Annotated in this window: 22 protein-coding genes and 1 pseudogene; 11 read left to right on the forward strand and 12 right to left on the reverse strand. The window is 74.0% G+C overall.

The window, feature by feature from the left end; all coding sequences use genetic code 11:
* Positions 1 to 51: 51 nt before the first annotated feature.
* From Saso_RS28050 to Saso_RS28075, 6 genes are all read left to right on the forward strand, one after another.
* Positions 52 to 4,560 carry a type I polyketide synthase gene (locus tag Saso_RS28050; protein ID WP_229901383.1) on the forward strand — a complete coding sequence of 1,503 codons (4,509 nt, stop codon included), beginning with the start codon at positions 52 to 54 and terminating at the stop codon, positions 4,558 to 4,560.
* The gene (locus Saso_RS28055; RefSeq protein WP_189924150.1) at positions 4,557 to 4,883 is read left to right on the forward strand and encodes an acyl carrier protein; all 327 of its coding nucleotides are present in this window, start codon (positions 4,557 to 4,559) and stop codon (positions 4,881 to 4,883) included. Before Saso_RS28050 ends, Saso_RS28055 begins: the two co-directional genes overlap by 4 nt.
* 3 nt (positions 4,884 to 4,886) lie before the next feature.
* Positions 4,887 to 5,702: an alpha/beta fold hydrolase gene (locus Saso_RS28060; protein WP_189924147.1), complete on the forward strand. Its 816-nt coding sequence runs from the start codon at positions 4,887 to 4,889 to the stop codon at positions 5,700 to 5,702.
* Positions 5,699 to 6,877 carry a glycosyltransferase gene (locus tag Saso_RS28065; RefSeq protein WP_189924144.1) on the forward strand — a complete coding sequence of 393 codons (1,179 nt, stop codon included), beginning with the start codon at positions 5,699 to 5,701 and terminating at the stop codon, positions 6,875 to 6,877. The genes Saso_RS28060 and Saso_RS28065 overlap by 4 nt, the downstream gene beginning before the upstream one ends.
* A complete protein-coding gene (locus Saso_RS28070) occupies positions 6,874 to 7,941 on the forward strand; it encodes a class I SAM-dependent methyltransferase (protein WP_189924143.1) in 1,068 nt (355 codons plus the stop codon). Before Saso_RS28065 ends, Saso_RS28070 begins: the two co-directional genes overlap by 4 nt.
* Positions 7,942 to 8,040: 99 nt before the next feature.
* Positions 8,041 to 8,994 carry an alpha/beta hydrolase fold domain-containing protein gene (locus Saso_RS28075; RefSeq protein WP_189924131.1) on the forward strand — a complete coding sequence of 318 codons (954 nt, stop codon included), beginning with the start codon at positions 8,041 to 8,043 and terminating at the stop codon, positions 8,992 to 8,994.
* Between the two features lie 63 nt (positions 8,995 to 9,057).
* Here Saso_RS28075 and lhgO read toward each other — a convergent pair whose 3' ends face one another.
* The 10 genes and pseudogenes from lhgO to Saso_RS28125 form a co-directional block, all read right to left on the reverse strand.
* Positions 9,058 to 10,269 (reverse strand): L-2-hydroxyglutarate oxidase, encoded by a 1,212-nt coding sequence (gene lhgO, locus Saso_RS28080; RefSeq protein ID WP_189924128.1) that lies wholly within the window; start codon positions 10,267 to 10,269, stop codon positions 9,058 to 9,060.
* Between the two features lie 56 nt (positions 10,270 to 10,325).
* A pseudogene (locus Saso_RS28085) lies at positions 10,326 to 10,502 on the reverse strand (aldehyde dehydrogenase family protein); the annotation flags it as partial.
* A gap of 60 nt (positions 10,503 to 10,562) precedes the next feature.
* Positions 10,563 to 11,351, reverse strand: a complete 789-nt coding sequence (locus Saso_RS28090) for an alpha/beta fold hydrolase (RefSeq protein ID WP_189924122.1) — start codon at positions 11,349 to 11,351, stop codon at positions 10,563 to 10,565.
* A gap of 128 nt (positions 11,352 to 11,479) precedes the next feature.
* Complete coding sequence (locus tag Saso_RS28095) at positions 11,480 to 12,805, reverse strand: MFS transporter (RefSeq protein ID WP_189924119.1); 1,326 nt, start codon at positions 12,803 to 12,805, stop codon at positions 11,480 to 11,482.
* Between the two features lie 197 nt (positions 12,806 to 13,002).
* On the reverse strand, positions 13,003 to 13,953 hold the full coding sequence (locus tag Saso_RS28100; RefSeq protein WP_189924117.1) for a VOC family protein: 951 nt from the start codon (positions 13,951 to 13,953) through the stop codon (positions 13,003 to 13,005).
* Positions 13,950 to 15,062: a 4-oxalomesaconate tautomerase gene (locus tag Saso_RS28105; RefSeq protein WP_229901366.1), complete on the reverse strand. Its 1,113-nt coding sequence runs from the start codon at positions 15,060 to 15,062 to the stop codon at positions 13,950 to 13,952. Before Saso_RS28105 ends, Saso_RS28100 begins: the two co-directional genes overlap by 4 nt.
* Entirely contained in the window at positions 15,059 to 15,763 is a 705-nt protein-coding gene (locus tag Saso_RS28110) for a 4-carboxy-4-hydroxy-2-oxoadipate aldolase/oxaloacetate decarboxylase (RefSeq protein WP_189924116.1), read from the reverse strand. The genes Saso_RS28105 and Saso_RS28110 overlap by 4 nt, the downstream gene beginning before the upstream one ends.
* The gene (locus tag Saso_RS28115; RefSeq protein WP_189924114.1) at positions 15,760 to 16,512 is read right to left on the reverse strand and encodes a PIG-L deacetylase family protein; all 753 of its coding nucleotides are present in this window, start codon (positions 16,510 to 16,512) and stop codon (positions 15,760 to 15,762) included. The genes Saso_RS28110 and Saso_RS28115 overlap by 4 nt, the downstream gene beginning before the upstream one ends.
* Positions 16,513 to 16,561: 49 nt before the next feature.
* The gene (locus Saso_RS28120) at positions 16,562 to 17,212 is read right to left on the reverse strand and encodes a GntR family transcriptional regulator (protein WP_189924113.1); all 651 of its coding nucleotides are present in this window, start codon (positions 17,210 to 17,212) and stop codon (positions 16,562 to 16,564) included.
* 134 nt (positions 17,213 to 17,346) lie between these two features.
* Complete coding sequence (locus Saso_RS28125; protein WP_189924112.1) at positions 17,347 to 17,859, reverse strand: hypothetical protein; 513 nt, start codon at positions 17,857 to 17,859, stop codon at positions 17,347 to 17,349.
* Positions 17,860 to 18,032: 173 nt separating this feature from the next.
* Here Saso_RS28125 and Saso_RS28130 point away from each other — a divergent pair, with 173 nt between their 5' ends.
* Positions 18,033 to 18,377, forward strand: coding sequence for a cupin domain-containing protein (locus Saso_RS28130; protein ID WP_189924601.1), 345 nt, complete (start codon positions 18,033 to 18,035; stop codon positions 18,375 to 18,377).
* Here the strand turns inward: Saso_RS28130 and Saso_RS28135 are convergent.
* Positions 18,367 to 19,419: a LacI family DNA-binding transcriptional regulator gene (locus tag Saso_RS28135; protein ID WP_189924111.1), complete on the reverse strand. Its 1,053-nt coding sequence runs from the start codon at positions 19,417 to 19,419 to the stop codon at positions 18,367 to 18,369. The genes Saso_RS28130 and Saso_RS28135 overlap by 11 nt on opposite strands.
* 129 nt (positions 19,420 to 19,548) lie before the next feature.
* Here Saso_RS28135 and Saso_RS28140 point away from each other — a divergent pair, with 129 nt between their 5' ends.
* The gene (locus Saso_RS28140; RefSeq protein WP_189924599.1) at positions 19,549 to 20,706 is read left to right on the forward strand and encodes a Gfo/Idh/MocA family protein; all 1,158 of its coding nucleotides are present in this window, start codon (positions 19,549 to 19,551) and stop codon (positions 20,704 to 20,706) included.
* 148 nt (positions 20,707 to 20,854) lie between these two features.
* The gene (locus tag Saso_RS28145) at positions 20,855 to 21,523 is read left to right on the forward strand and encodes a hypothetical protein (RefSeq protein ID WP_189924110.1); all 669 of its coding nucleotides are present in this window, start codon (positions 20,855 to 20,857) and stop codon (positions 21,521 to 21,523) included.
* Positions 21,524 to 21,560: 37 nt separating this feature from the next.
* On the opposite strand, the gene Saso_RS28150 is transcribed toward Saso_RS28145, so the two are convergent.
* The gene (locus tag Saso_RS28150) at positions 21,561 to 22,595 is read right to left on the reverse strand and encodes a LacI family DNA-binding transcriptional regulator (protein ID WP_189924109.1); all 1,035 of its coding nucleotides are present in this window, start codon (positions 22,593 to 22,595) and stop codon (positions 21,561 to 21,563) included.
* Between the two features lie 117 nt (positions 22,596 to 22,712).
* Between Saso_RS28150 and Saso_RS28155 the strand changes: the two genes are divergently transcribed.
* Positions 22,713 to 23,132, forward strand: coding sequence for a hypothetical protein (locus Saso_RS28155; RefSeq protein ID WP_189924108.1), 420 nt, complete (start codon positions 22,713 to 22,715; stop codon positions 23,130 to 23,132).
* A gap of 113 nt (positions 23,133 to 23,245) precedes the next feature.
* Complete coding sequence (locus Saso_RS28160; RefSeq protein ID WP_189924107.1) at positions 23,246 to 24,250, forward strand: Gfo/Idh/MocA family protein; 1,005 nt, start codon at positions 23,246 to 23,248, stop codon at positions 24,248 to 24,250.
* The last annotated feature ends 50 nt before the right edge of the window (positions 24,251 to 24,300 follow it).

The raw sequence follows: 24,300 nt of genomic DNA on the forward strand, positions 1-24,300 counted from the left end.
GCCGGCGGACCGTCGGTGACGGCCTCTCAGGTGCCGGTCGCCATCGTCGGCATGTCCGTCATGCTGCCGGGCGCCGCCGACCTGGACGCGTACTGGCGGAACCTGCGCGACGGCGTGGACGCCGTCGGCGAGGTGCCGCCGGGGCGCTGGGACGCGGCCTACTACCGCCCCGGCACCGCGTCCGGTCCCGCCGTGGCGGACCGGGTGTACGCGCGGCGCGGCGGGTTCGTGGACGCGCTCGCCGAGGTGGAGGTCACCCGGTTCGGGATCATGCCGCACTCGGTGGCCGGGACGGAGCCGGACCAGCTGATCGCGCTGCACGTGGCCTCGGCCGCCCTCGACGACGCGGGGGGACGGGACCGGCTGCCCGACCCGGGGCGGGTCGGCGTGGTCCTCGGACGGGGCGGCTACCTCACCCCGGGCCTGGTCCGGCTCGACCAGCGGGTCCGCACCGCCGGACAACTCGTGCACACGCTCGGGGAGTTGCTGCCCGACCTGACCCCCGGCCAACTCGACCGCGTCCGTGAGGCGTTCACCGAGCGGCTCGGCCCGGACAGCCCCGAGGCGGCGATCGGCCTGGTGCCCAACCTGGCCGCGTCCCGGATCGCCAACCGGCTCGATCTGCGCGGGCCCGCCTACACCGTGGACGCGGCCTGCGCCTCCTCGCTGGTCGCCGTGGACCAGGCGGTCGGCGAACTCGCCACCGGACGCTGCGACCTGATGCTCGCGGGCGGGGTCCACCACTGCCACGACATCACCCTGTGGAGCGTCTTCTCCCAGCTGCGCGCCCTCTCCCCCAGCCAGCGCATCCGCCCCTTCCACCGGGACGCCGACGGCATCCTGATCGGCGAGGGGACCGGCGTCGTCGTCCTCAAGAGGCTGGCCGACGCGGAACGCGACGGCGACCGGGTGTACGCCGTGATCCGCGGGACCGGGGTGGCCGGCGACGGCCGCGCGGCCGGGCTGGTCAACCCCGATCCGGGCGGTCAGGCGCGGGCCGTGCGGCAGGCGTGGCGGGCCGCCGGTCTGGACCCGGCCGAGCCGGGCTCGCTGGGGCTGCTGGAGGCGCACGGCACCGCGACCCCGGCCGGCGACGGAGCCGAACTGGCCACCCTGGCCGATGTGTTCGGCCCGGGTGACGAGGACGCCGTCGTGGGCTCGGTCAAGTCGATGATCGGGCACACCATGCCCGCCGCCGGGGTCGCGGGCCTGGTCAAGGCCGCGCTCGCGGTCCACCACGGCACGCTGCTCCCCACGCTGCACTGCGACGACCCGCATCCCGCCCTGGCCCGCACCCGCTTCCGCACCCTGGAGAAGGCGGCCGACTGGGAGACGGGCCCCGGGCAGCCGGTGCGCCGGGCCGCCGTCAACGCCTTCGGGTTCGGCGGGATCAACGCGCACGTGGTGCTGGAGGAGGCGCCGGGAGCCCGGGGGCCCCGCGCGACGGCGGCTGCCCGGCCGGCGCTCGCGGTCGCCGAGCCGGAGCGCGTGCTGCTGCTCGCCGCCGGTTCCCCCGCCCGTCTCGCCGCGCTGCTGGACGCCGACGACGCCACGGTGCGGGCCGCCGGACTCGCCGCGTCCCTGCCGCACCCGGACGCGGGTCCGGCCCGCCTCGGCGTCGTCGAGCCGAGCGCGAAACGGCTCGCGCTGGCGCGCCGCGCGGTCGCCGCCGGACGCGCCTGGCACGGCCGCGGTGACGTCTGGTTCCGGCCCGGACCCCTGCTGGGCGCCGGGCGGGGCACCCTGGCGTTCCTGTTCCCCGGTCTGGAGGGCGACTTCACCCCGCGGGTCGACGACGTGGCCGCCCACTTCGCGCTGCCCGCGCCCGCGGTCGCCGGGGACCGGACCGGCGACGTCGGCCGGCACGGCTTCTCGGTCGTCGCCGTCGGCCGGCTCCTCGACGCGGCACTGCGCCGCAGCGGGATCGTGCCCGACGCGGTCGCCGGACACAGTGTGGGCGAGTGGACGGCCATGACGGCGGGCGGAATGTACGCCGGGGACGAGGTCGACGCGTTCATGGCGGGCTTCGACCCCGACTCGGTGTCGGTGCCCGGGCTGGCCTTCGCAGCGGTCGGCGCGTCCGCCGAGCGGGTCCTGGCCGCCCTGCGCGACGAGGGCGGGACCGGGGCGGGCCTGGTCCTCTCCCACGACAACGCGCCGGGCCAGTCGATGGTGTGCGGCCCCGAGCCGGCGGTGGAGGAGTTCGTACGGGCCTTCCGCGCCCGGGGCGTGCTCAGCCAGGTGCTGCCGTTCCGTTCCGGCTTCCACACGCCCATGCTGGAACCGCATCTCGGCCCGATCGAGGAGGCCGCCCGACGGTTCCGGCTGCGTCCGCCGCACACACCGGTCTGGTCGGGCACCACGGCCGCGCCCTTCCCCCGCGACGAGGCGGGGGCACGGGCCCTGTTCGTCCGCCATCTGCTGGAGCCGGTCCGCTTCCGGCAGCTGACCGAGGCGCTGTACACGGCAGGCCACCGGGTCTTCGTCCAGGCGGGTCCCGGTCAGCTGGGCTCCCTGGTCTCCGACACCCTGGGCGAACGCGACCATCTGGTCGTCGCCGCCAACTCGCCGCACCGCACCGGCCTCGCCCAGCTGCGCCGGGCGGCCACCGCGGTATGGACGGCGGGAGCCGCGGTCGCGCCCGCCCTGCCGCCCGGCACGGACCGCGACTCCCCACGCACCCGCCCCGGGCGGACCGGACGACCACCGGTACGGCTCGACCTGGACGGCGCGCTGGTGTCCCTCGCGCCGGAGCGGCTCGCCGAACTGCGCGCCGGACTCACCGCGCCGCGTACCGTGGGGCCCTCCTCCTCGGACACGGCGGGCCCTGTCGGCGGGTCGGGGCTGGAGGCGCTGGCCGGGGGCTCGCCGATGGCGGCGGAACTGTCCGCCCTGCTCCGGGAGACGGCGGACACCGCGGCGGCCCTCATGACGGCGCGAGCCCCGGCATCCGTACCGGCTCCCGCACCCGCACCTGCTTCCGCGCGAGCGGCCGGACCCTGGCGCGGCAGCGTGCGGGTCTCCCCCGAGGCCATGCCGTATCTGCTGGACCACTGCTTCTTCCCCCAGCGGCCCGGCTGGCCCGACGTCGCCGACCGGTGGCCGGTCGTCCCGGCGACGACGATCGTGCAGCACATCATGGACGCCGTCCGGCAGGCGGCGCCCGGCCGGGTGCCGGTCGCCGTGCACGGCGCGCGCTTCGAGGAGTGGCTCACCGCCACACCGGCCGTCGACGTGCCCGTGACCGTCACGGCCGAGGGCGCGGACCGGCTCGCCGTCTCCTTCGGCCCGCGGGCCCGTGCCACCGTCGAACTGGCCGATGCCCATCCGCTCCCGCCCCCTGCCCCCTGGGCCGTCGACCCCGGCACCGAGCGCGTCCCGGAGCACACCGCGGCGCAGCTCTACGACGAGCGGTGGATGTTCCACGGCCCGGCCTTCCAGGGCGTCACCGAGCTCACCGCGATCGGCGACCGCCATGTGCGCGGGGTGATCACCGCCCCGGCCGCTCCCGGTGCGCTGCTGGACAACGTCGGCCAGATCCTGGGCTACTGGATCATGGCGACCCGCACGGAACGGACCGTGGTGTTCCCCGTGGGGATGCGGGAGATGCGCTTCCACGGGCCGCACCCGGCGCCGGGCAGCGAGGTGGGGTGCCTGGTGCGGATCACCGGGCTGACCGACGCGTTCCTCGAGGCCGACGTGCAGCTGACGGTCGGCGGGACGGTGTGGGCGCAGCTGCACGGCTGGCAGGACCGCCGCTTCGACAACGACCCCGAGACCCGGCCCGTCGAGCGCTTCCCGGGGCGCCACACGCTGTCGCGGACCCGTCCCGGCGGCTGGCAGCTGCTGCACGAACGGTGGCCCGACCTGGCCTCCCGGGAGCTGATCATGCGCAACTCCCTGGGCGGACCGGAGCGTTCGCAGTACGCGGAGCACACGCCGCGCGGGCGCCGGCAGTGGCTGCTGGGCCGGATCGCGGTCAAGGACGCGGTACGGCAGTGGCTGTGGGACCAGGGCGAGGGTCCGGTCTTCCCGGCCGAACTGCGGGTGGGCAACGACGACCGGGGCCGCCCGTACGTCACCGGGGTGCACGGCCGGGAACTGCCACCGCTGGACGTGTCGCTGGCGCACTGCGCCGAGGCGGGCGTCGCGATCGCGCGGCCGCGCGGGCCCGGCCCGGGGCCGGGGATCGACATCGAGGAGGTCACCGACCGCGCTCCTGAGGCGCTCGCCGCGGCGCTCGGTGAGGCCGAACTGCGGCTGCTGCACCGCCTGTCGGCGGAGGGCGGCGATCCCGTGGCGCTGTGGTTCACCCGCTTCTGGGCGGCCAAGGAAGCCGTCGCCAAGGCGGAGGGGACCGGATTCGGCGGCCGGCCGCGCGACTTCACGGTGCTCGACGCGAGCCCGGCCGGTGACCGGCTGACCGTCGCGGGCCGCCTGGCCCGCGCCTACCCCGTGCACTGCGCGCCGGCGGCCAACCCGCCCCGGCTGCCCGCCCGTTCGTACGTAGTGGCCTGGACGACGGGACACCCCACCGCAGAGGAGTACGACACCCCATGACGCACCCCACCCCCCGCATCCCCGTCACCGCCGACGAGCAGGCCGTCCTCGCCGACGTCACCGGCATGCTCGCGCGGCTCCTGCGGGACGAGTACGGCCTCGACGACATCGGGATCGGCATGCGGACCACCTTCAACCGCGACCTGGAGCTGGAGAGCATCGACCTGGTCACGCTGGCCGGGCTGCTCCAGGAGCGCTACGGCGACCGGATCAACTTCGCCGAGTTCCTGGCCGGCATGGAGTTCGACGAGATCATCGAACTCACCGTCGGCCGGCTCGTCGAGTACGTCGTGACGAGCCTGAAGGCCGCGGAGGCGAGCTGAGCCATGGCGATGGTCGACACCGGCAGCGTCCGGTTGCACGTACAGCGGACCGGCCCCCGGCACGGCCGGCGGGCCGACGCGACCGTGGTGCTGGTGCACGGTCTGCTCACCGACAGCCTGGCCAGCTACTACTTCACCGTGGCCCCGGCGTTCGCGGCCGCGGGACTGGACGTCGTCATGTACGACCTGCGCGGCCACGGACGCAGCGAGCGGCCCGCCACGGGGTACTCGCTGGACGACGGCGTCGACGACCTGGCGGCCCTGCTCGACCGGCTCGGGGTGACGGGCCCCGTGCACCTGGTCGGCAACTCCTACGGCGGCACGATCGCGTTCGGCTACGCGGCCCGGCACCCCGGGCGGGCGGCGAGCGTCACCCTCGTCGAGTCCGAACCGGCCACCGCCGCCTGGGCGGTGAAGCTCGGCGGGATCCTGGACCGGGTCGTGACCGAGCTCGCGCACAACGAGGCCGACGCGATCGCCTGGATCACCGCGCACCGCAGCCACAACACCGCCCGCCTGGCCAGGGGCGCGGCCCGGCTCGCCCGGGAGACCACGCTCGGCCGGGACATCCCGGCCAGCCGCGTGCTGACGGAGGAGCAGATCGCCGCCGTGCGCTGTCCGGTGCTCGCTCTGTACGGGGGCGACTCGGACCTCGCCCTGCTCGCGCCGTGGCTGCGGTCGGTGCTGCCGGACTGCCGGACGGTGGTGATCCCGGGACATGAGCACTCGGTCCTCGTGGAGGCCCCGGGGACGGTCGGCGGGCACATCCTCTCCCTCGTCGAGGAGGCCGGGCGGGTGGCGGCGGAGGCGGCCCGGTGAGCCGGTTCCTGTTCGTCGTGCCTCCGCTGGCCGGTCATGTCAACCCGGTCGTCGGTGTCGCCGCCGAACTCGTCGCCCGGGGGCACCGGGTGGCGTGGGCCTGCGCCGACCCGGACCTCGTCGCCGGGCTGGCGGGCCCCGCGGCCGGCGAGGTCTACGCCTGCGGCCCGGCGCCGCGGGGCGAGCGGCCCGCGGACCTGCGCGGTCCGGAGGCGCTGAAGTTCCTGTGGGAGTGGTACCTGCTGCCGCTCGCCGAGACGATGGCGCCGGGCGTGCGGGCGGCCGTCGGGGCGTTCCGGCCGGACGTCGTGGTCGCCGACCAGCAGGCCTTCGCCGGCGCTCTGGTCGCGGAGCGGCTGGGGGTGCCGTGGGCGACCTCGGCGACCACCTCGGCCGAGTTCACCGACCCCCTCGCCGGGCTGCCCCGGGTCAGGGAGTGGCTGGCGGAGCGGCTGGCCGCACTGCGGGCGGCGATCGGCGACCCGGCGGGCACGGCCGACCCGCGGTTCTCGCCCCGTCTCGTCCTGGCCTTCAGCACACCTGAGTTGGCGGGCGGCGGCCCGCACGAGGGGGTGCGCTGGGTCGGTCCCTCGATCGCGGCCCGCCCCGCCGTGTCCGGGTTCCCCTGGGAGTGGCTGGACGGCGGCCGCGCGACCGTGCTGGTCACGCTCGGCACCGCCAACACCGACGTCGGCGGGCGCTTCCTGGACGTGTGCCGGGAGGTGCTGCGGGAGCGGGCCGACCGGGTGCAGGGCGTCGTCGTCGACCCGGGCGGCACGCTCGGCCCGCCCGGCGACGACAAGGACGTGCTGATCACGCCGTGGGTACCCCAGCTCGCCCTGCTGGAGCGGGTGGGCCGGGGGGCCGGTGCGCTGGTGTGCCACGCCGGGCACAACAGCGTGTGCGAGGCCCTGTGGCACGGGATCCCCCTGGTCGTGGCGCCGATCCGCGACGACCAGCCGGTCGTCGCCGGACAGGTCGTGGACGCCGGGGCCGGCAGGCGGGTGCGGTTCGGCCGGACCGGCGCGCGGCAGCTCGGCGCGGCCCTCGACGCCGTCCTGCACGAACCCGGGTACCGCGCCGCCGCGGCCCGCATCGGCACGGTGTTCCGCGCCGCGGGCGGGTCCTCCGCAGCGGCGTCCCATCTCGTGGACCTCGCAGGGGAGTTCGGATGAGCGAAGAGAGCAGGCCCGCCGAGCGGATCGCCGAGGCGCGTCCCGCCTACCTGGCGGACCTCGCGGCCGGCCCGGAACGCTTCCTCGAACCGCGGCGCTCCAGCTGCCCCTGGTGCGGTTCGCGGTCGCTGACCTGCCGGCTGCGCACCACCGACCTGCTCCAGCACAAGCCGGGCCGCTTCGTGCTGGACCGCTGCGAGGACTGCGGGCACACCTTCCAGAACCCGCGACTGAGCGCCGAGGGCCTGGAGTTCTACTACCGGGACTTCTACGACGGACTGGGCGAGAAGAAGCTCGGCGAGACGTTCGGGAGCCGCACGAAGATGTACCGGGGGCGGGCGGAGTCGATGCTGGCGCACGACCCGGAGCCGAAGACCTGGCTGGACGTCGGCACCGGCCACGGCCACTTCTGCGCGGCCGCCCGCGAGGTGCTGCCCGCGACGGCCTTCGACGGGCTCGATTTCACCGACGGCGTCGAACTGGCTCAGCGCGAGGGCCGGGTGCGGCACGGCTACCGGGGCAGCTTCCCCGACCTCGCGCCCGAACTCGCCGAGGGTTACGACGTGGTGAGCATGTTCCACTACCTGGAGCACAGCACCGACCCCGACCGTGAACTGCGGGCCGCGCTCGGGGCGGTGCGGCCGGGGGGCCATCTGCTGATCGAGGTGCCCGATCCCGAGAGCCGTTACGCGCGGCTGCTGGGGCGGTGGTGGCTGCCCTGGCTCCAGCCGCAGCACCTGCACTTCGTCCCGGTGGCCAACCTCCGCGAACGGCTCACGGAGCTGGGGTTCACGGTGGTGGCGGAGCAGCACGCCGAGCCGCACGACCCGGTCGACCTGCTGGCCGCCGTGTGGCTGGCGCTGGACCACACGGCGCCGCGGGACGACGCGCCGTGGCTGCCGCGGCCGCCGAACGGGGCGCGCCGCGCGCTGCGCGCGGCGCTGCTGATCGCGGGCATCCCCGTACTCGTCGCGGCGACCCTGCTGGACCGGTTCGCGGTGCGCCCGCTGGCGCACCGGCTGGGCCTGGCCAACGCGTACCGGATCGTCGCCCGCCGGGAGTGACGGACGGGTGCGCACCGGGGTCCCGCCGTGTTAGCTTCCCCCCGTTGAGTTCGACAGGAATCCTGTCGATCGTTGGTACGGCTCGACGAACGGAACCCCATGTCCCTCCTGGCCAGACCGGCGGTGGCCGCCCTCGCCGCCAAGACGATGCAGGGCCTCACGCGGCTGGCGGGCCGCCGGACGCGCGGGGCGGGGTCCACCGCCTTCTGGCAGGCCCGCCTGCCCGAGTACCCGCGGGACGTCACCGCCCACACCGTCCCGACCTCCGTCGCCCCGGCGCCGGTGACGGTGTACCGGCCGCCCGCGGGGACGGCCCACCGCCCGCCGGTGCACGTCAACTTCCACGGCGGCGGCTACGTCATGTCGATGCCCGAGGTGGACGACGCCCTGTGCCGGGCGCTCGCCGCCGAGGCGGGGGTCGTCGTGATCAACGTCCGGTACGTCGTCGCGCCGCAGCACCCGTTCCCCGGCCCGACCACCCAGGCCTACGACGTCGTCCGCTGGGTCGCCGAGCACGGCGCGGAGCACGGGTGGGACGGCGGGCGCCTCACCGTGGGCGGGCAGAGCGCGGGCGGCGGACTGGCGGCGGCCGTTGCACGCCAGGCGCTGGAGCGGGGCGGGCCGTCCGTCGCGCTCCAGGTGCTGCACTATCCGCCGCTGGATCTCGCGACCGGCGCGAAGGACAAGAAGGCCGCCGTGGCCAGGCCCCTGCTGCGGCCCTGGATGGCGGAGGTCTTCGACACCTCGTACGTGCCGGACCCGCGCGAGCGGACCCACCGGCTCGTCTCGCCCGCGCACGCCGGTGACACCGCGGGCCTGGAGGGGATCGCCCCGGCGCTGGTCGTCACGGCCGGGCACGACCTGCTCAGGGACGAGGCGGTGCGCTACGCGGAGCGGCTGCGCGCGGCCGGCGCCCTCGCCGGACACCACGACGTCGCCGGGGCCGACCACGGCTACGACACCAAGGACGAGGAAAAAGCCCGCGATACCTATCTGTTGATGGCCCGTCACATCCGAAAGGCGACCGCCGCGGACGCTCCACGGACGGGCTGAGACGTCACAACCGGTGCACGCCGGCCCCGTCCATCAGTTCCGGGGCCTCTGCGCACCGGCGGCTCAGCCGTCGCCGGAGGTGCCGCCGAAGACGGCGTCGGCGATGTGCCCGGCGATCGCCATGGAGGCCGTGGCGGCCGGCGAGGGCGCGTTGCGGACGGCGGTGACCCGGCCCACGCGGTGGATGCGGAAGTCGTCGACGAGGGTGCCGTCCCGGTCGAGGGCCTGGGCGCGCACTCCGGCGCCTCCGCGTACGACGTCCCGGACGCCGACGCCGGGGACGTACAGCCTCGCGTCCTTCATGAAGGCCGCCGCCGAGAACGACCCCCGGTACTCCCTGATGCCCGTGCGCCAGTGCCGGGCCGCCATCCGCCAGGTGCCGGGGTAGGCGGCCAGGCCGAGCAGGTCCGCCGGGGAGATCCGGGTGCGGGTGTAGCCCTCCCTGGCCAGGGCGAGGACCGCGTTGGGCCCGACCTCCACGGAGCCGTCGACGCGGGGCGTGAAGTGGACGCCGAGGAACGGGTAGCGCGGGTCGGGCACCGGGTAGATCAGACCGCGCACCAGGTCCGTGCGCTCCGGTCTGAGGAGCATGTACTCGCCCCGGAACGGGACGATGCGGGGATCGCGCCGGTCCCGCGCGAGCCCGGCGACCGTGTCGGAGTGCAGTCCGGCGCACAGCACCAGCCGGTCCACCCGCACGCGTTCGGCCCCGGAGACCACCTCGATGCCGCCGGGCACCTCGCCGACGCCGGTGACCTCGAAGCCCGTGCGGACCTCCCCCCCGGAGCCGACGACGTCCCCGGCGAAGGCGCGGGCGATCGCCGGGTAGTCGGTGATCGCGGTGCGCGGGGAGTACAGGGCCGCGATCCCGCCGGCGTTCGGCTCGATCTCCCGGATCTCCTCGCGGGAGACCTTCCGCAGGTCGGGCACGTGGTTGTGCTTGGCCCGGTCGTACAGGGCGTTCATCCGGCCGAGCTCGTCCTCGCGGACGGCGACCACCAGTTTGCCGATCTCCCGGTACGGCAGCCCGCGGTCCTCGCAGTAGGCGCGCAGCAGGGCCACGCCCCGTACCGTGAGGTCGGCCTTGAGGCTGCCGGGCGTGTAGTAGATGCCGGCGTGCACGACGCCCGAGTTGTGCCCGGTCTGGTGGAGCGAGACCTCCTGCTCCTTCTCGAAGACGATGACCCGGGTACCGGGCCTGCTCAGGGCGATCTCGCGGGCCGTGGCCAGACCCACGATGCCCGCCCCGACGATGCCGATCGTCTCGTCAGCCATCGGCGCCTCCTCTCCGTTGTCGTCGCCGCCGATTCTGTCCCGGCGCCCGCCGATCGTCAGCCCCCGAAGTGGACGGCGCCCTGCCCGCATTCGGCCTCGTCGGCGAAGCGGTGGGCGAAGGCGAGGCCGCGGGTGAACAGCGCGGCCGCGAGCCCGAATCCTGAGTCGTCGACCGCGCGCAGGACGAGGACCGGCCCGAAGACCTCCTCGCGCCGGACAGCCATGTCTTGGGGAGGGACGGCGGCGGGAACCGGATCACCGGCGGAGTCAGCGTCCGTCCCGTCGGGCCGGGTTCAGCGCACGCCCGCCGCGACCGCCTCCATGACGACCTCGGCGACGAGCGCGGGCTGTTCCACGAGCGCGAAGTGTCCCGAGTCGGGCACCGTGACGGTGCGGATCCGCGGGCAGGCCTCCAGGCCGCGCCGCTCCTCGTCGGTCAGACCGATCTCGTCGTGGTCGCCGCGGACCACCCAGGCAGGCACCCCGGCCCCGCACAGTCTCGGGACCAGCGAGGGGTACCGGTCCAGGTAGGCGTAGTACTCACGGACCATCCGGCGGCACGTCGTCGGGTCGTTGCCGGTCATCGCCGCCGCCAGCGCCTCGGCGCGCCGCGGCGGCAGTTGGCGCTTCACGCCCACGGGCAGCAGCTTCAGCATGGCCGCCCAGACCGCGCCGCGCAGCACCGGCACCCGGTGCAGGCCGTTGAGCAGGGTCAGGAACGTCGCCTCGTCGCCGCGCGAGAAGGTCGGCGAGAGCAGTACCAGCGGGCCCGTGAAGAGGCCGAGCGCGGCCATCTCCAGCGCCACGTTCGCGCCGAGGCTGTGCCCGACCACCGTGTCGCAGCCGGCGTCCGCGGCGAAGCCGGCCATCAGCCGGGCGTAGTGCTCCATGGACACGTCTTCGGGCGCTTCGGTGGGCCCGAAGCCCGGCTGGGTCACCGCGACCATGTCGAGCCCCGCGAGGGCCGGCTCGGCCATGACGTCCGCGTAGAACTCGGTCGTGCACAGCGCGCCCGGAATCATCAGCACCCGGTGCGGCGCGCCCCGCACCCCCGCCCGCCGAACCTCCCACCGCTCACCCATACCCCGATCGTCCAACCGATCCCCACCCCCCGCACCTTCAGGGGCGCGGGGAACTGCGCGACAAGCCCCCACCCACCCGCAGCCGACAACGCCGCGCCCCCCTCCCCCACCCCAAGCCGTGCGCAGCACTACACCGCGCCCACCACCTCCCGCCCCGCCCCCCGCGAAGCCCCCTTCGCACTGCGCAGCGCGGCGATGCCGATGAACACCATGGACGACAGGCCCGCGAGGGCGAACGCGGTGAATCCCCGGTCCCCGTGGTTCGAGGCGAGCAGCTGACCGCCCAGCCACGGGCCGAAGACGGCGCCGAAGCGGCCCATGCCGGAGGTCCAGCCGACGGCGGTGGCCCGGTTGCCGGCGGAGGAGCGGATGGAGACGGTCGCGTAGATCATCGTCTGGGCACTGTTGAGGAAGACACCGGTGAGGAAGACGACGACCATCGTCACGGCCATCGGCATGTGGACACTGAGCAGGAACACGCCGGCGGCGGTCAGCGCGAACCAGATCGCGGAGATGCGCGGCGCGCCGAACCGGTCGGCCGCACGCCCGGCGGCCAGCATGCCCACGATGCCGCCGAGGTTGAAGACGACCACGAAGGACAGCGCCGAACCGAGCGCGTAGCCCTCGGCCCGCATCAGGGTGGGCAGCCAGGTGGCGACGCCGTACACGAGGAGGAGACCGCCGAAGGAGGCCAGCCAGTACAGCAGGGTCTGGGTCCACTCCCCGCCGCGGAACAGGTCCTTGAGCGCGTTCCAGCGGTCGGCCGCGCCCTGCTTGCCGGACGTGGCGGCGGGCAGCTCGACGTCGTGGCGGGTGGCCAGTTCGCGGGCCTCGTCGGTACGGCCCTTGGCGAGGAGGAAGCTCAGCGACTCGGGCAGCAGTCTGGCGAGCACCGGGGCGAAGAGCAGCGGCAGGACGCACACCCAGAACGCGGCGCGCCAGCCGACCGGGTCGACGAGCCACTTGGCGACGTAGGCGGAGAGGATGCCGCCGGCGTGGTGGGCCGTCATCAGCAGGCCGATGACGAGGGCGCCGCGGCCGCGCGGGGCGTAGTCGCAGACCATGCTGATCGCGGTGGGCAGCAGACCGCCGAGGCCGACGCCCGCCAGGGTCCGGCCGAGGCCGAACACCTCGACGCTGCCGGCCATGGCACAGACGCCGGAGGCCAGCGAGAACAGGACCACGCACCCGACCATCAGGTTCTTGCGGCCGGTCCGGTCGGCGACGGTGCCCGCGGTGAGGGCGCCGACCAGCATGCCGAACGTGGCGTAGCTGCCGAGGTCGCCCGCCGTGTCCGGGGTGAGGCCGAAGGTCTTCGTCTCCAGCAGGTGGGGCAGCACCGAGCCGTAGATGAACATGTCGAGGCCGTCGAAGAGGACGGCCAGCCAGCACAGACCGACGACCAGGAGGGCCAGTCTGCTGCCGCGGGCGGACAGCACGGGGGAGGAGGACATCGTTGTTTTCCTCTCGTCCAGGAGGCGTTCCCTGGAGGGGACGAGTGAAGGGGGCCGGCGCGGCTCGTGCGGCTGACCCGGTGTGCGCAAGACGCTAAGGACCGGTCCCGAGAGAGTCAACACTTTTGTCAACAATCTCATCGACAATCCATCGGCCCCCTGGTCCGGCGCCCTGCGCACACCCGGAAGCGGGCTTCTCAGCCGACGGGCGGCGTGCCGTGCGTGTGGAACGACTCGATCGTCCTCAGCCCCCAGGCCTGCCCCTTCTTGCGCTCCTCCTCGGTCCAGGTGACGAGCGGCCAGTCCGGGGCCAGCACGAGGCGCGTGAGCGGGTTGCACAGCTCGATCCGGTTGCCGCCCGGCTCGTAGACGTAGAGGAAGAACGTCTGCTGGATGGCGTGCTTGTGCGGACCCGTCTCGATGAACACCCCGCTGTCGATGGCCAGGTCGGCCGCGCGCAGGATGTCCTCGCGGGTGTCGGTCGCGAAGGCGATGTGGTGCAGCCGCCCGGAACTGCCGGTCCAGTCCGAGGTGTAGACGACGTCGTACGACTTGTTCGTGTACGTCAGCCAGCGCGCCGCGATCCTCCCCGAGTCGAGGCGGATCTGCTCCGTGGGCCGGGCCCCCAGCAGGTTCTGCTGGAACTCGGAGTTGGCGAGCACGTCGGCGGCGAGGAAGTTGACGTGGTCCAGGCGCCGCACGCCCACGCCCCGGTTGGGTTTGGCCTGCGGCTGGTTCTTCAGCGCCGGCCTCAGCTCGTCGGGCGCCCGGTAGTACTCGCTCTCCCAGTACAGGGCGTGCTCGTGGCCGTCCGGGTCCGTGGTGACGTACAGCTTGCCGAGGCCGGGTTCGTCCTCGGTCCAGTGGCCGGTACCGCCCGCCGCCTCGATCGCCGCGACCCGGCGCCCAAGGGCCTCCTCGCCCGAGGTGCGCAGGGCCAGCCGGCCGAGGCCGGGCCGTTCGCGTGCGGTGAGCACCAGACTGTGGTGCTCGTAGTCGTCGAACGCGCGCAGGTAGACCGTGTCGCCGTCCTGCCCGTTGACGGTGAGCCCCAGGTAGTCCGTGAAGAACCCGACACTGGCGTCCAGATCCGGGGTGAAGAGCTGGGCGTGGCCGATGTGGGCGATGTCGCCGAGCGGCGGAGTCATCGTGGACCTCCAGGGGAGCGTGCGGGCAGGGGAGCCGTCCCGGGGGGCCGGGGGAAGACGATGCCGTCGAAGATCTTGCGGGCCGTGCGCACCACGGCGGTGCGGCGGGCGGAGGGGAGACCGCCGGGGGTCGCCCCGAGGCTACTTTCGATATCCAGGAATCCCGTGGGATGTTCTATGCGAATTCGGTCACTTCCGGCATCGATCCTCGCCAGGTCCGCTCCCACGCCGCCTTCGATCCGCAGGCCGGCGGCGACACCGGCCGCACCGAGTACCCCGATGGAGGGATGGCAGCGCACCGGAATGAAGGTGCGGGTGGTGACCGCGCCGCCGTCCCGGGGCGCGGCGAGCAGGGTGAGCTTGGGCACGGTGGTCCCCGAGACGTCACCGAGACCCATCAGACGGCCCGCCGCCAGCCGGATCCCGCGGAGGCGGTCGGCGAGCGCGACGTCCTCCTCCAGGTCCCGGGGCAGCTCGTAGCCGGTGACCCCGAGAGAGGCGGCCGCGATCAGCACCGTCGGCATCCCGTTGTCCACGCAGGTCACCGGCACGCCGTCGATCTCGTCCCGGACGCGGCCGGTGGGCAGCAGGGGGGCGTCGCCCGGCGGGAACTCGATCAGCACGGGCGCGGCCGTGCCCGGCACCCCGGAGATCTCGGCGTCGCCGGTGTACCGCACGCTGCCGCCCGGCGTGGGGAAGGCCGCCGTGGCGCGGCCGCCGGAGTTGACCATGCGGATCCGCACGGTGGTCCGCTCCTCCCCCGCGGCGACCAGGCCGCGTTCGACGGCGAACGGGCCCACACCGGCGAGGATGTTGCCGCAGTTCTGACGGTCACTCACCTCAGCCCGTTCGACGCCCACTTGGAGGAAGAGATAGTCGACGTCGGTATTCGGGTCGGCCGAGGGCGAGACCACGGCCACCTTGCTGGTGAGCGGGTGCGCCCCGCCCAGGCCGTCGGTCTGCCGCGGATCGGGACTGCCCATGACCCGCAGCAACAGCTCGTCGCGCAGCGCCGGTTCGGCCGGGAGGTCCGAGGCCAGGAAGTAGGCACCCTTGGAGGTGCCGCCCCGCATCAGCAGACAGGGCAGCGCCTCGGGCGGGCGGGTCACGAGGACTCCCCCCGGTACTCGTCGTACGTCCGGTACGTGACGCCGAGCCGCTTCAGCGTGTCCCGCAACCCGTACCGGTCCAGGCCGAGTTCGCCTTCGAGGAAGGCGGCGCGGGAGCGGGCCTCCTTGGCCTCGCGGGCCTGTGAGGCCTCCGCTGTGGCGCGGGCGCGCTCGCGCGGGACGACCACGACACCGTCGTCGTCGGCGAGGATCACGTCGCCCGGCCGGATCACCTGGCCGTCGATCGCGATCGGCACGTTGACCGAGCCGCCGGTGGCCTTGACGGTGCCCTGCGCGGACACCGCCCGCGACCAGGCGGGGAAGTCCATGTCCCGCAGTTCCTGCGTGTCGCGCAGACCGGCGTTGGTGATCAGGCCGCGCACCCCGCGCCGCTGGAGCGCGGTCGCGAACAGCTCGCCGAACATGCCGTCGGTGGACGGCGAGGTGGTGGTCACGACGAGGACGTCTCCCTCGCCGCACTGCTCGACGGCCGCGTGGATCATGAGGTTGTCGCCGGGCCAGCTCAGCACGGTCACGGCGGTGCCGGCGACCCGTACGCCCTGCTGGATCGGGCGGATCGCCGGACTCAGCAGGCCCGTCCGGCCCATCGCCTCGCCGACGGTGGCCACCCCGAAGCCGGCCAGCGCGTCGACGTCCGGCAGGTCGGCCTTCGGCGGGCCGGTGACGATGACGCCGCTCATGACAGCTCCCGGGCGATCTGCGGGTAGGGACGCATGTACGCCTCGGCCATCGTCCTGTGCGCCAGACCCAGGTTCGGGCCGGCGTTGCGCTTGAGCTGGACGCCCCGGCGCACGGCGAGGTCGGTGTAGTAGTCCCACAGGTGCTGCTGGGCGCCGAGGCACTCCATGGCCTTGCGCTTGGTCTCCCACACCTCGGTGATGTCGAGCAGGACCTCGGGCCTGAAGCCGCTCATCTCCGGCTGGTGAGGCTCGAAGTAGAAGACCGGCGGCGCGCCGATGATCTCGCCCTCACCCGGGTAGCCGATGGCCTGGGCGAGCACCCTCGCCTCCAGCGCCGTGCGGTGGGCGGCCGGGTGGTCGCCGTTGTAGGGGTCCTCGGTCGGGTGGGTGAGCACCACGTCCGGCTGGGTCTCGCGGTAGACGGCGACGAGCCGGTCGGTCAGCTCGGCGGTGGCCAGGAGCGGGTAGTCGCCGGCGTCGAAGAAGCGGACCTCGGCGCCCAGGGTGGCGGCGGCGCGCTCGGCCTCGTCCCGCCGCATCGCCTTGATCTCGTCGAGCGTCCTGCCCTCGCGCCACGCCTTGGCCGACTCGCCGCGTTCGCCGAAGGTCAGACAGGCGATGGTGACCTTCTCCCCGCGGGCGGCGGCCAGGGCGATGGCGCCGCCCGCCCGCCACACGAAGTCCCCGGCGTGGGCGGTGACGACAAGGGTCGATCGTGGGGGGCCGGCGGGCGCGTTGGGCTGGGTCATTCTCGGATCTCCTTGGTGACAGGTGGGCGCCCGCCCGGCGCAGCGGTGATCAGTCGCGCAACGCCTCGATCACGCTGGTCAGGTGGGCGCGGACGGCCGTCTCGGCCGCCCGGGGGTCCCTGGCCCGGATCGCTTCGATCATGGTCAGGTGCTCGTTCAGGGATTGCTGCGGCCTGCCGGGCCTCAGCGCCAGCTGGAAGCGGTGGCGCACCAGTTGGGCATTGAGCCGTTCCAGCAGTTCCTGCGCCGTCTGCTGTCCGGAGAACTCCCGGATGCGCAGGTGCAGTTCGTGGTTCAGCTCGGAGTAGGTGACCGGCTCGCCGTCGGCGACGGCCTTGGTCATCGCCGTGCCGAGGTCGGTCAGCCGCAGGAGCTGGTCGTCGTCGGCCGCGACGGCGGCCTTCGCCGCGCACAGCCCTTCGAGGACCATGCGGCACTCGGTGATGGCGACCGCTTCGTCCACGGTCACCACCCGCACCCGCGAGCCGCGGTTGCGGATCCGCTCGACGAGTCCCTGGGACTCCAGATCGATGAGTGCCGCGCGGATGCTGGCCCGCGTCACACCGAACTGCTCGGCGAGCTCGTTCTCCACCAGCCGCTGGGCCGGTGCCATCTCGCCGTGCAGGATCGCCTGCCGCAGCTGCGCGAGCGCATGCTGTCTGGCCTGCTCCCCGGTGCTCGGACGGGCTTCTTTCGGCATGGTTGCCCTCCCTGAGTGAGTGCCTGTCGAACCTAAATCTAGCGAAACAAGATTGTCAACAATTTTGTCCGCCGTATTGCGGGCCCAGGTCCGGGCCAGGCTCACGTCAGGTGGTGGGTCAGGGACCGCGAGGGCTACTTGATCACCGCGTTGGCTACGACCACGATCACGCCGAGCAGCGCGTCCACGGCCCCGGTCAGCACCGCGACCGCCCACGGACGGCGCGACGAGCGCGCGGTGATGAGACCCATGGCGAACAGCAGGACGATGTTCAGCGCGAACGCGGCGTACTCCACCCCGCCCGCCGGCCACCAGCCCCAGCCGGCGCCCGCCAGGATCAGCACGGTGGGCAGTACGGCCCCGACGAGAGGCCACTCCTCGACGAGGGTGCGCAGCGCGTCGCCCCGGCGGTGCGGGGCCCGCTCGGCGATGTAGTGGGCGTAGCCGTGCGCGAGGGCGGAGGCGCACGCGGTGACGAGCAGCCAGGCGGCGTCGTAGCGGCGGCTGTCGCGGGAGGTGTGCCCGTACTGGCTGAGCGCGGCGACCATCGAACTCGCCAGGACGGCGCCGTAGACACCGCCGAAGAGCAGGGCCTCGCGCCGGTCGTGCCCGTGCCGTTCGCGCGCCGCCGTGGTGTCGTCCGCCATGGGCTCCACGATCACCCGGCCCCCGGGCGGCCGCCAGCCGTGACGAAGTGTCCTCCCACCTGGACCGACGGTCCACACAGTGTCCAGAGCCGGGGGCCGGCGGGCCTCGCTAGGGTCGCCCCATGAGCGCCGACAGCACGAGCCCCGACAGCACGGCCGGCCCCCGTGGCCCCCTGCACCCCAGCTTCGTCCTCCACATCCCCGACGCCGACCTCGAGCCGGAACCGCTCGATCCGCGCCAGATTGTCGCCGGGAACCCCGAGGTGACCGGCAAGGTGGTGTGGGAGTCGGCGGACGGCTCCCGGGTCAGGGGGATCTGGCAGATCACGCCGGGCGTCGTCACCGACACCGAGGCGGACGAGCTGTTCGTGGTGATCAGCGGGTCGGCGACCATCGAGGTCGAAGGCGGTCCCACCCTGGACGTCGGCCCCGGCGACCTGGCCGTGCTGCGCGAGGGCGACCGGACCACCTGGACCGTCCACGAGACGCTGCGCAAGGCCTACGCCATCACCCTGTGAGCGCGGGCGGGCGCGCCGTCGTCCCCCGGACCTCCAGGGCCGGCGCGGCGAGGTGCTCTCGCCCCGGTCCACCGGGCCGTTCGAGGCGGTCCAGCAGACAGCGGGCGGCGCGGCGCCCGACCTCGTGGCCCGCGCCGTCGACGGTCGTGAGCCAGACGTGCCGCAGCCGCGAGATACCGGTGTTGTCGTAGCCGACCACCGACAGGTCGTCCGGCACGCGCAGACCCAGTTCCCCGGCCGCCGACAGCACGCCCACCGCCGTCATGTCGTTGACGGCGAACACCGCGGTGGGGCGGTCGGCGCGGGCGAGCAGCCGCACCGTCGCCCGGTAGCCGCCCTCCTCCGTCAGGTCACCGGCCGCGAAGAGCGCCTCGTGCCCCGGGCCCGCCTCCCGCATCGTGGCCTCGAAGCCGCGCCTGCGCAGCTCGGCGACGGCGCCGTAGCCCGTGAGGTGGGCGATGCGCCGGTGGCCGAGACCGAGGAGGTGCCGGGTGACCAGGCGGGCTCCGTGCTCGTCGTCGTCGGCCACCACGTCCACCGCGTCCGGCACCGGGTCGCGGGCCCCCGCGACGACGACCGGCATCCGGGCGGCCACGGTCTCCAGGGCCGCCGGATCGGGCAGCGTGCCGACGACGACCAGTCCGTCGGCCCCCAGGTCGAGGAAGGGTCCGGCCGGGTCCTGACCGACGCGCCGGTGCAGCCGCGCGTCGGCGAGCAGCATGTGGCGACCGCTGCTGTGCAGCACCGAGTTGAGGCCGTCCAGGAGGTCCACGTACCAGGGGTTGCGCAGGTCGTGCAGCAGGACGCCGACCATGGGAGCCCCGGTGGCGCCGGCGGCGGGCGGCGGGGAGTCCGGCTGGGCACGCCGTTCGCTCAGGCTGCGCGCGGCCGCGTTCGGCCGGTAGCCCAGTTCGCGTACGGCCCGCAGGACGGCCTCCCGCTTCTCGGCACGCACCTGGTCGGAGCCGCGCAGCACCAGGGAGACGAGTGACTTGGACACCCCGGCGCGGTCGGCGACGTCACGGATGGTCGGCGCTCTCATGTTTGGACCGTTCCATACGGCGTCCGGGCTGTCAAAGGAGTCGAGGAGCCTTGACATGCGAGGGAAGCGGCCCGCAGGGTGGCCGGGTCGGGTGATGGAGCGGTCCAAGGAAGGGCTGTGGTGACTGGCATGGTGGATGCGCTCGGAGTGGCCGTCGTCGGATTCGGCTGGATGGGCCGCGTGCACACCCAGGCGTACGCCCGGGTGCGGCACCACTATCCGCAGCTGGCCGTGCGTCCGGAACTCGTGACCGTCGCCGAGGAGGTGCCCGGCCGGGCGGAGGAGGCGGCGCGGCGGTTCGGCTTCGCGTCCTTCACCCGGGACTGGCGCGAGGTGGCCGCCGACCCGCGGGTGCACGCCGTCAGCATCACCGCGCCGAACTTCCTGCACCGCGAGATCGGTGTCGCGATGGCCGAGGCCGGCAAGCACATCTGGATCGAGAAGCCGGTGGGGCTGACCCCCGCGGACGCCAGGGCGGTGGCCGACGCGGTGGCCGCGGCCTCGGTGCAGGGCGCGGTCGGCTTCAACTACCGCAACGCGCCGGCCGTGGAGGCGGCCCGCGACCTCGTCGCCTCGGGTGAACTCGGGACCGTCACCCATGTCCGCGTCCGCCTCTTCAGCGACTACGCGGCCCATCCCGACGGCGCTCTGACCTGGCGCTACGAGCGGGAGCGGGGCGGCAGCGGAGTCCTGGGCGACCTGGCCTCGCACGGCGTGGACCTGGCCCGGTTCCTGCTCGGCGACATCGCGTCCCTGACGGCCGACACGGCGGTCTTCGTCCCCCAGCGGGCCCGCCCGACGGGGGCCACCGCGGGTCACAGCCTCGCCGCCGGCGGCGAACTCGGTCCGGTCGAGAACGAGGACTACGTCAGCTGCCTGCTGCGTTTCGCCTCCGGCGCCCGGGGGGTGCTGGAGGCCTGCCGGGTCTCCGTCGGCGAGCAGAACAACTACGGCTTCGAGGTGCACGGCACCCGGGGCGCGGTGTTCTGGGACTTCCGCAGGATGAACGAGCTCGGCGTCAGTCGCGGCACCACGTACCAGGACCAGCCCGTCAGCACGGTGTACGTCGGTCCGGGCGACGGCGAGTTCGGGGCCTTCCAGCCGGGTGCGGCGAACGCCATGGGCTACGACGACCTCAAGGTCGTGGAGGCGTACCGCTTCCTGCGGTCGGTCGCCGAGGGCGTCCCCCGCGGGGCGACGCTCACGGACGCCGTGCACAGCGCGACGGCGCTGGAGGCGATGACCCGGTCCGCGCACAGCGGCTCCTGGGTGGACGTGCACCCGTAGGGGTGGCGTCAGGACCACCCCCGATCCGGCTCCCAGGCCCAGGGACCTCGCGGCCCGGGAACGGCAGGCTTCAGGGGTCGGCGAACGCGAGCACCGCTCGGCGGACGCCGGCGCCGAATCCGTCGCACCGAGATCCCGGGGGACCCTCATGCCCGAAACCATCGCCCGCCGTCTGACGGGCCTCGCCGCCGTGGCCGCCGCGGTCGCGCTCATCGTCCAGGTGCCGCTCTACTTCGTCTACGACGGCGCGCCCCCGGACGGCAACGTCCTGTCCCGGCTGCTCATCGGGATCGTGGCGCTGGCCTGTCTGGTCGTCTTCGTGACGGCGCTGCGCGAACTGGTCGGCCGGGTGGCTCCCGACCACGCGTGGGCGGGCTCCCTCGCCTTCTCCACGGGCCTGGTCTACGCCACGGTCACCCTGGTCTCGATGGGGCTGGAGGCCGGCGCGGTCATCGCCGCCGACCACCCGATCGACCCGACGATCGAGGTCAGCGGCACCTACGTCCTCTACGGGACGATCTCCAAGCTGATGCTGGCGCTCTTCCTGACCGCGCTCGGCCAGGCCGTCGGCCGCGCCCGGCTCCTGCCGCGCTGGACCGTCCGCTCGGCGTACGTCCTGGCCGGGATCAACCTGGCCTTCGTCCCGTCGCTGTTCTTCGGCAACGACCCGGCGTTCTTCTACGCGGCGAACGGCTGGGGCACGACCGCGCTCCTCGGGGCCGTGCTCAGCTATTGGCTGCTGGCCCTGGGCATCGCCTTCTGCCGCGGCGCCGCCCGCGTCGCCCCGGTGGCCGGGGCCCCGGCGCCGCGCCGCTGAACCTCCCGCGGGACCCGCGCCCCGGGTGACGGCCGTCTCAGCCGGCCGCCACCCGGGGCGGCAGGTTGTACGGGGTCACCACCTGGATCGCCGACGGCGGCATGGGACCGGCGGGCGGCAGCGCGCCATGGGCCCGCATCACCGTGTGGCACGCCTCGCGCACGTCGTGACGCAGGTCGTGGTGGAGGACCGCGGACAGCCGGTGGCCGCGCAGCAGCCGGGTGTTGTCGTGGTCGAGGTCGTGCGCCACGAACACGGCGCACTCCCGGCCGAGGTCGGCGAAGGCGCGCAGGGTGGCGTGGTTGCCGCCCCCGATGGAGTAGACGGCGCGGATGTCCGGGTCCCGTTCCAGCGCGGCCCTGACCAGCTCGTACTGGGTGGCGTCCAGCCCCTGTCCCCCGGCGATCTCGACCAGCGTGCGCTCGGGGTGGCGGGCCCGCATCACGCTGCGGAACCCCATCTCGCGCTCCTCCTCGTTGCGGAAGAAACCGCTGCTGAGACTGGTGAGCACATTGCCGGGGCGGTCGCCGAGCCACTGGCCCATGAGGTAGGCGGCGGTGGCTCCGGCGGCGCGGTCGTCGATACCGACGTAGGCGAGGCGGGCACTGGCCGGGAGGTCCGTGACCAGGGTGACGACCGGGATGCCGGCGGCCACCAGCCTGCCGACGGCGGCGTTGGTCTCCGGGACGTCCGGCGCCTTGAGGACGACGCCCTGCGAGCCCCGGCGGGCTATCCGGTCTAGGGTCGCGACCAGTTCCCGGGCCGGTCCGGTCTCCCGGAAATGGAAGCGGGAGCGGAGGACGGCCGGGTGCAGGGAGGGCAGCTCGGCCTCCAGGGCGGCCCGGACGGCGGTGGTGAACCGTTCCGGCGCCTGCATCACGATGTCGAGCATGAACGTGCGGCCCACGAGCCGGACCTGGGTGCGCTGCCGGTCCAGGTCGGCGATGGCGCGCCGCACCTCCTGCGCCGTCGACTCACGCACCCCGCCCCTGCCGTTCAGGACCCGGTCGACGGTGGCCTCGCTGAGCCCCGCCTGACGTGCGATCTCTCGGATGGGGAACGGGTGACCCACGGAAAGCTCCCAGGATTCGGCTTGAGGGGTTTTTGATGGCCGCCTGCCGGTTGTTCGACGGGTTTGTCATGACAAGAATGGCAGCGCTGAGCCGCCATTGTCATCGAAGGGACGACGATGTCCTTCACCTCCGTGCGGGGTCCTGTCCGGCTGACCGGACGGGGCTGCGACCTGGACGCCTTCCGGACGCCCACCGGGCGCACCTGCGACCTCGCAGGCCGTCCGCACGCCACGGCGGTCGAGCACGGCCTCCTCGTCCGCGGCGGTGCGCGGCCGCGGACCGCGCCGGCGGACCGCCGGCCGGCCGGGCGTGTGCGGCCCCTGACCGGCGGGCCGGGCGTCTTCGCCCTCCGCCGGGCCTTCCCCGCCCCGGCGGCCGTCGACCGCGCCACCGCCGTCCTCGGCGCGCCCGTCGCCGGGCAGCGCACCCCGGGCGCGAGCACGGGCGGGTACCGCGCGAAGCCCGGCGCCGACGACCGCGTCCGGAGCGCCCCGCAGAAGACCGCCCTGCGCGACCCCGGGACGTTCGCCGACTGACCGCACCGGCCGGCCGGGCGGGACCGGGAACGAGCCCGACGGACGACCGGACCAGAACCGGGCCCCGGCCGACAGACAGCAACCGAAAAGACACCAGGAAAGCAGCGGAGCACATGCGTATCGGAATCCTCGGCCTCGGCCGCATCGGCGCCTTCCACGCCGAGACCCTCTCCGGACTCGACGCCGTCGCGTCGCTCGTGGTGGCCGACCCGTTCGCGGAGGCCGCCAAGAGCGCCGCCGAGCGGTTCGGCGCCGAGGTCGCCGACTCCCCCGAGGCCGTCCTGGCCGCCGGGGTGGACGGTGTCGTGATCGCGGCGGCGACCGATGCGCATCCGGGCCTGATCCTGGCCGCCGTCGAAGCGGGCATCCCCGTCTTCTGCGAGAAGCCCGTCGCGAAGACCATGAGCGAGGGCGTGAAGGTGCTCGACGCCGTCCGTGGAAGCGACGTGCCCATCCAGATCGGCTACAACCGTCGCTTCGACGCGGGGTTCGTCGCCGCGCGGGCGGCCGTGAGCGCCGGCGAACTGGGCAAGCTGCACACGGTCCGTTCGACCACGCTGGACCCGGCCCCGCCGCCCGCCGCGTACGTCGCCGCCTCCGGGGGCATCTTCCGGGACTGCTCGGTGCACGACTTCGACATCATCCGCTGGGTCACCGGCCGCGAGGTGACGGAGGTGTACGCCGTCGGCGGCAACCGGGGGGCCGACTACATCAAGGAGGCGGGCGACGCCGACACCACCGGCGCGATCCTCACACTCGACGACGGCACGATCGCGGTGGTCTCCAACTCCCGGCACAACGCGCGCGGTTACGACGTGCGGATGGAGATCCACGGTTTCACCGACTCGATCGCCGTGGGCCTGGAGGACAAGCTGCCCCTGCGGTCGGTCGAGCCCGGCGTGACCTTCCCCGCGGGCATCCCGCACGACTTCTTCATGGACCGGTTCACGGCCGCCTACCGCGCCGAACTCACCGCGTTCACCGAGGTCGTGGCCGGCACCCGCACCTCGCCCTGCACGATCGAGGACGCCCTCGAGGCGGGCTGGATCGCGGAGGCGTGCACGCTGTCCCTGCACGAGCACCGGCCGGTGACGATCGCCGAGGTCCGCGCCTCCTGAGCCGACGGGCCCGTCACGAGGGCGGCCGGGGAGCGTGCTCTCCCCGGCCG

The organism is Streptomyces asoensis (assembly GCF_016860545.1).
GTDB classification, from domain to species: Bacteria; Actinomycetota; Actinomycetes; order Streptomycetales; family Streptomycetaceae; genus Streptomyces; species Streptomyces asoensis.

What these genes read in the sequence shown, in the direction of transcription:
- Saso_RS28050 (WP_229901383.1), top strand. Translation starts at nt 52, where the DNA reads ATGTCCGTCATGCTGCCGGGCGCCGCCGACCTGGACGCGTACTGGCGG.
- Saso_RS28055 (WP_189924150.1), top strand. Translation starts at nt 4,557, where the DNA reads ATGACGCACCCCACCCCCCGCATCCCCGTCACCGCCGACGAGCAGGCC.
- Saso_RS28060 (WP_189924147.1), top strand. Translation starts at nt 4,887, where the DNA reads ATGGCGATGGTCGACACCGGCAGCGTCCGGTTGCACGTACAGCGGACC.
- Saso_RS28070 (WP_189924143.1), top strand. Translation starts at nt 6,874, where the DNA reads ATGAGCGAAGAGAGCAGGCCCGCCGAGCGGATCGCCGAGGCGCGTCCC.
- Saso_RS28075 (WP_189924131.1), top strand. Translation starts at nt 8,041, where the DNA reads ATGTCCCTCCTGGCCAGACCGGCGGTGGCCGCCCTCGCCGCCAAGACG.
- lhgO (WP_189924128.1), bottom strand. Translation starts at nt 10,269, where the DNA reads ATGGCTGACGAGACGATCGGCATCGTCGGGGCGGGCATCGTGGGTCTG.
- Saso_RS28090 (WP_189924122.1), bottom strand. Translation starts at nt 11,351, where the DNA reads ATGGGTGAGCGGTGGGAGGTTCGGCGGGCGGGGGTGCGGGGCGCGCCG.
- Saso_RS28095 (WP_189924119.1), bottom strand. Translation starts at nt 12,805, where the DNA reads ATGTCCTCCTCCCCCGTGCTGTCCGCCCGCGGCAGCAGACTGGCCCTC.
- Saso_RS28100 (WP_189924117.1), bottom strand. Translation starts at nt 13,953, where the DNA reads ATGACTCCGCCGCTCGGCGACATCGCCCACATCGGCCACGCCCAGCTC.
- Saso_RS28110 (WP_189924116.1), bottom strand. Translation starts at nt 15,763, where the DNA reads ATGAGCGGCGTCATCGTCACCGGCCCGCCGAAGGCCGACCTGCCGGAC.
- Saso_RS28115 (WP_189924114.1), bottom strand. Translation starts at nt 16,512, where the DNA reads ATGACCCAGCCCAACGCGCCCGCCGGCCCCCCACGATCGACCCTTGTC.
- Saso_RS28120 (WP_189924113.1), bottom strand. Translation starts at nt 17,212, where the DNA reads ATGCCGAAAGAAGCCCGTCCGAGCACCGGGGAGCAGGCCAGACAGCAT.
- Saso_RS28125 (WP_189924112.1), bottom strand. Translation starts at nt 17,859, where the DNA reads ATGGCGGACGACACCACGGCGGCGCGCGAACGGCACGGGCACGACCGG.
- Saso_RS28135 (WP_189924111.1), bottom strand. Translation starts at nt 19,419, where the DNA reads ATGAGAGCGCCGACCATCCGTGACGTCGCCGACCGCGCCGGGGTGTCC.
- Saso_RS28140 (WP_189924599.1), top strand. Translation starts at nt 19,549, where the DNA reads ATGGTGGATGCGCTCGGAGTGGCCGTCGTCGGATTCGGCTGGATGGGC.
- Saso_RS28145 (WP_189924110.1), top strand. Translation starts at nt 20,855, where the DNA reads ATGCCCGAAACCATCGCCCGCCGTCTGACGGGCCTCGCCGCCGTGGCC.
- Saso_RS28155 (WP_189924108.1), top strand. Translation starts at nt 22,713, where the DNA reads ATGTCCTTCACCTCCGTGCGGGGTCCTGTCCGGCTGACCGGACGGGGC.
- Saso_RS28160 (WP_189924107.1), top strand. Translation starts at nt 23,246, where the DNA reads ATGCGTATCGGAATCCTCGGCCTCGGCCGCATCGGCGCCTTCCACGCC.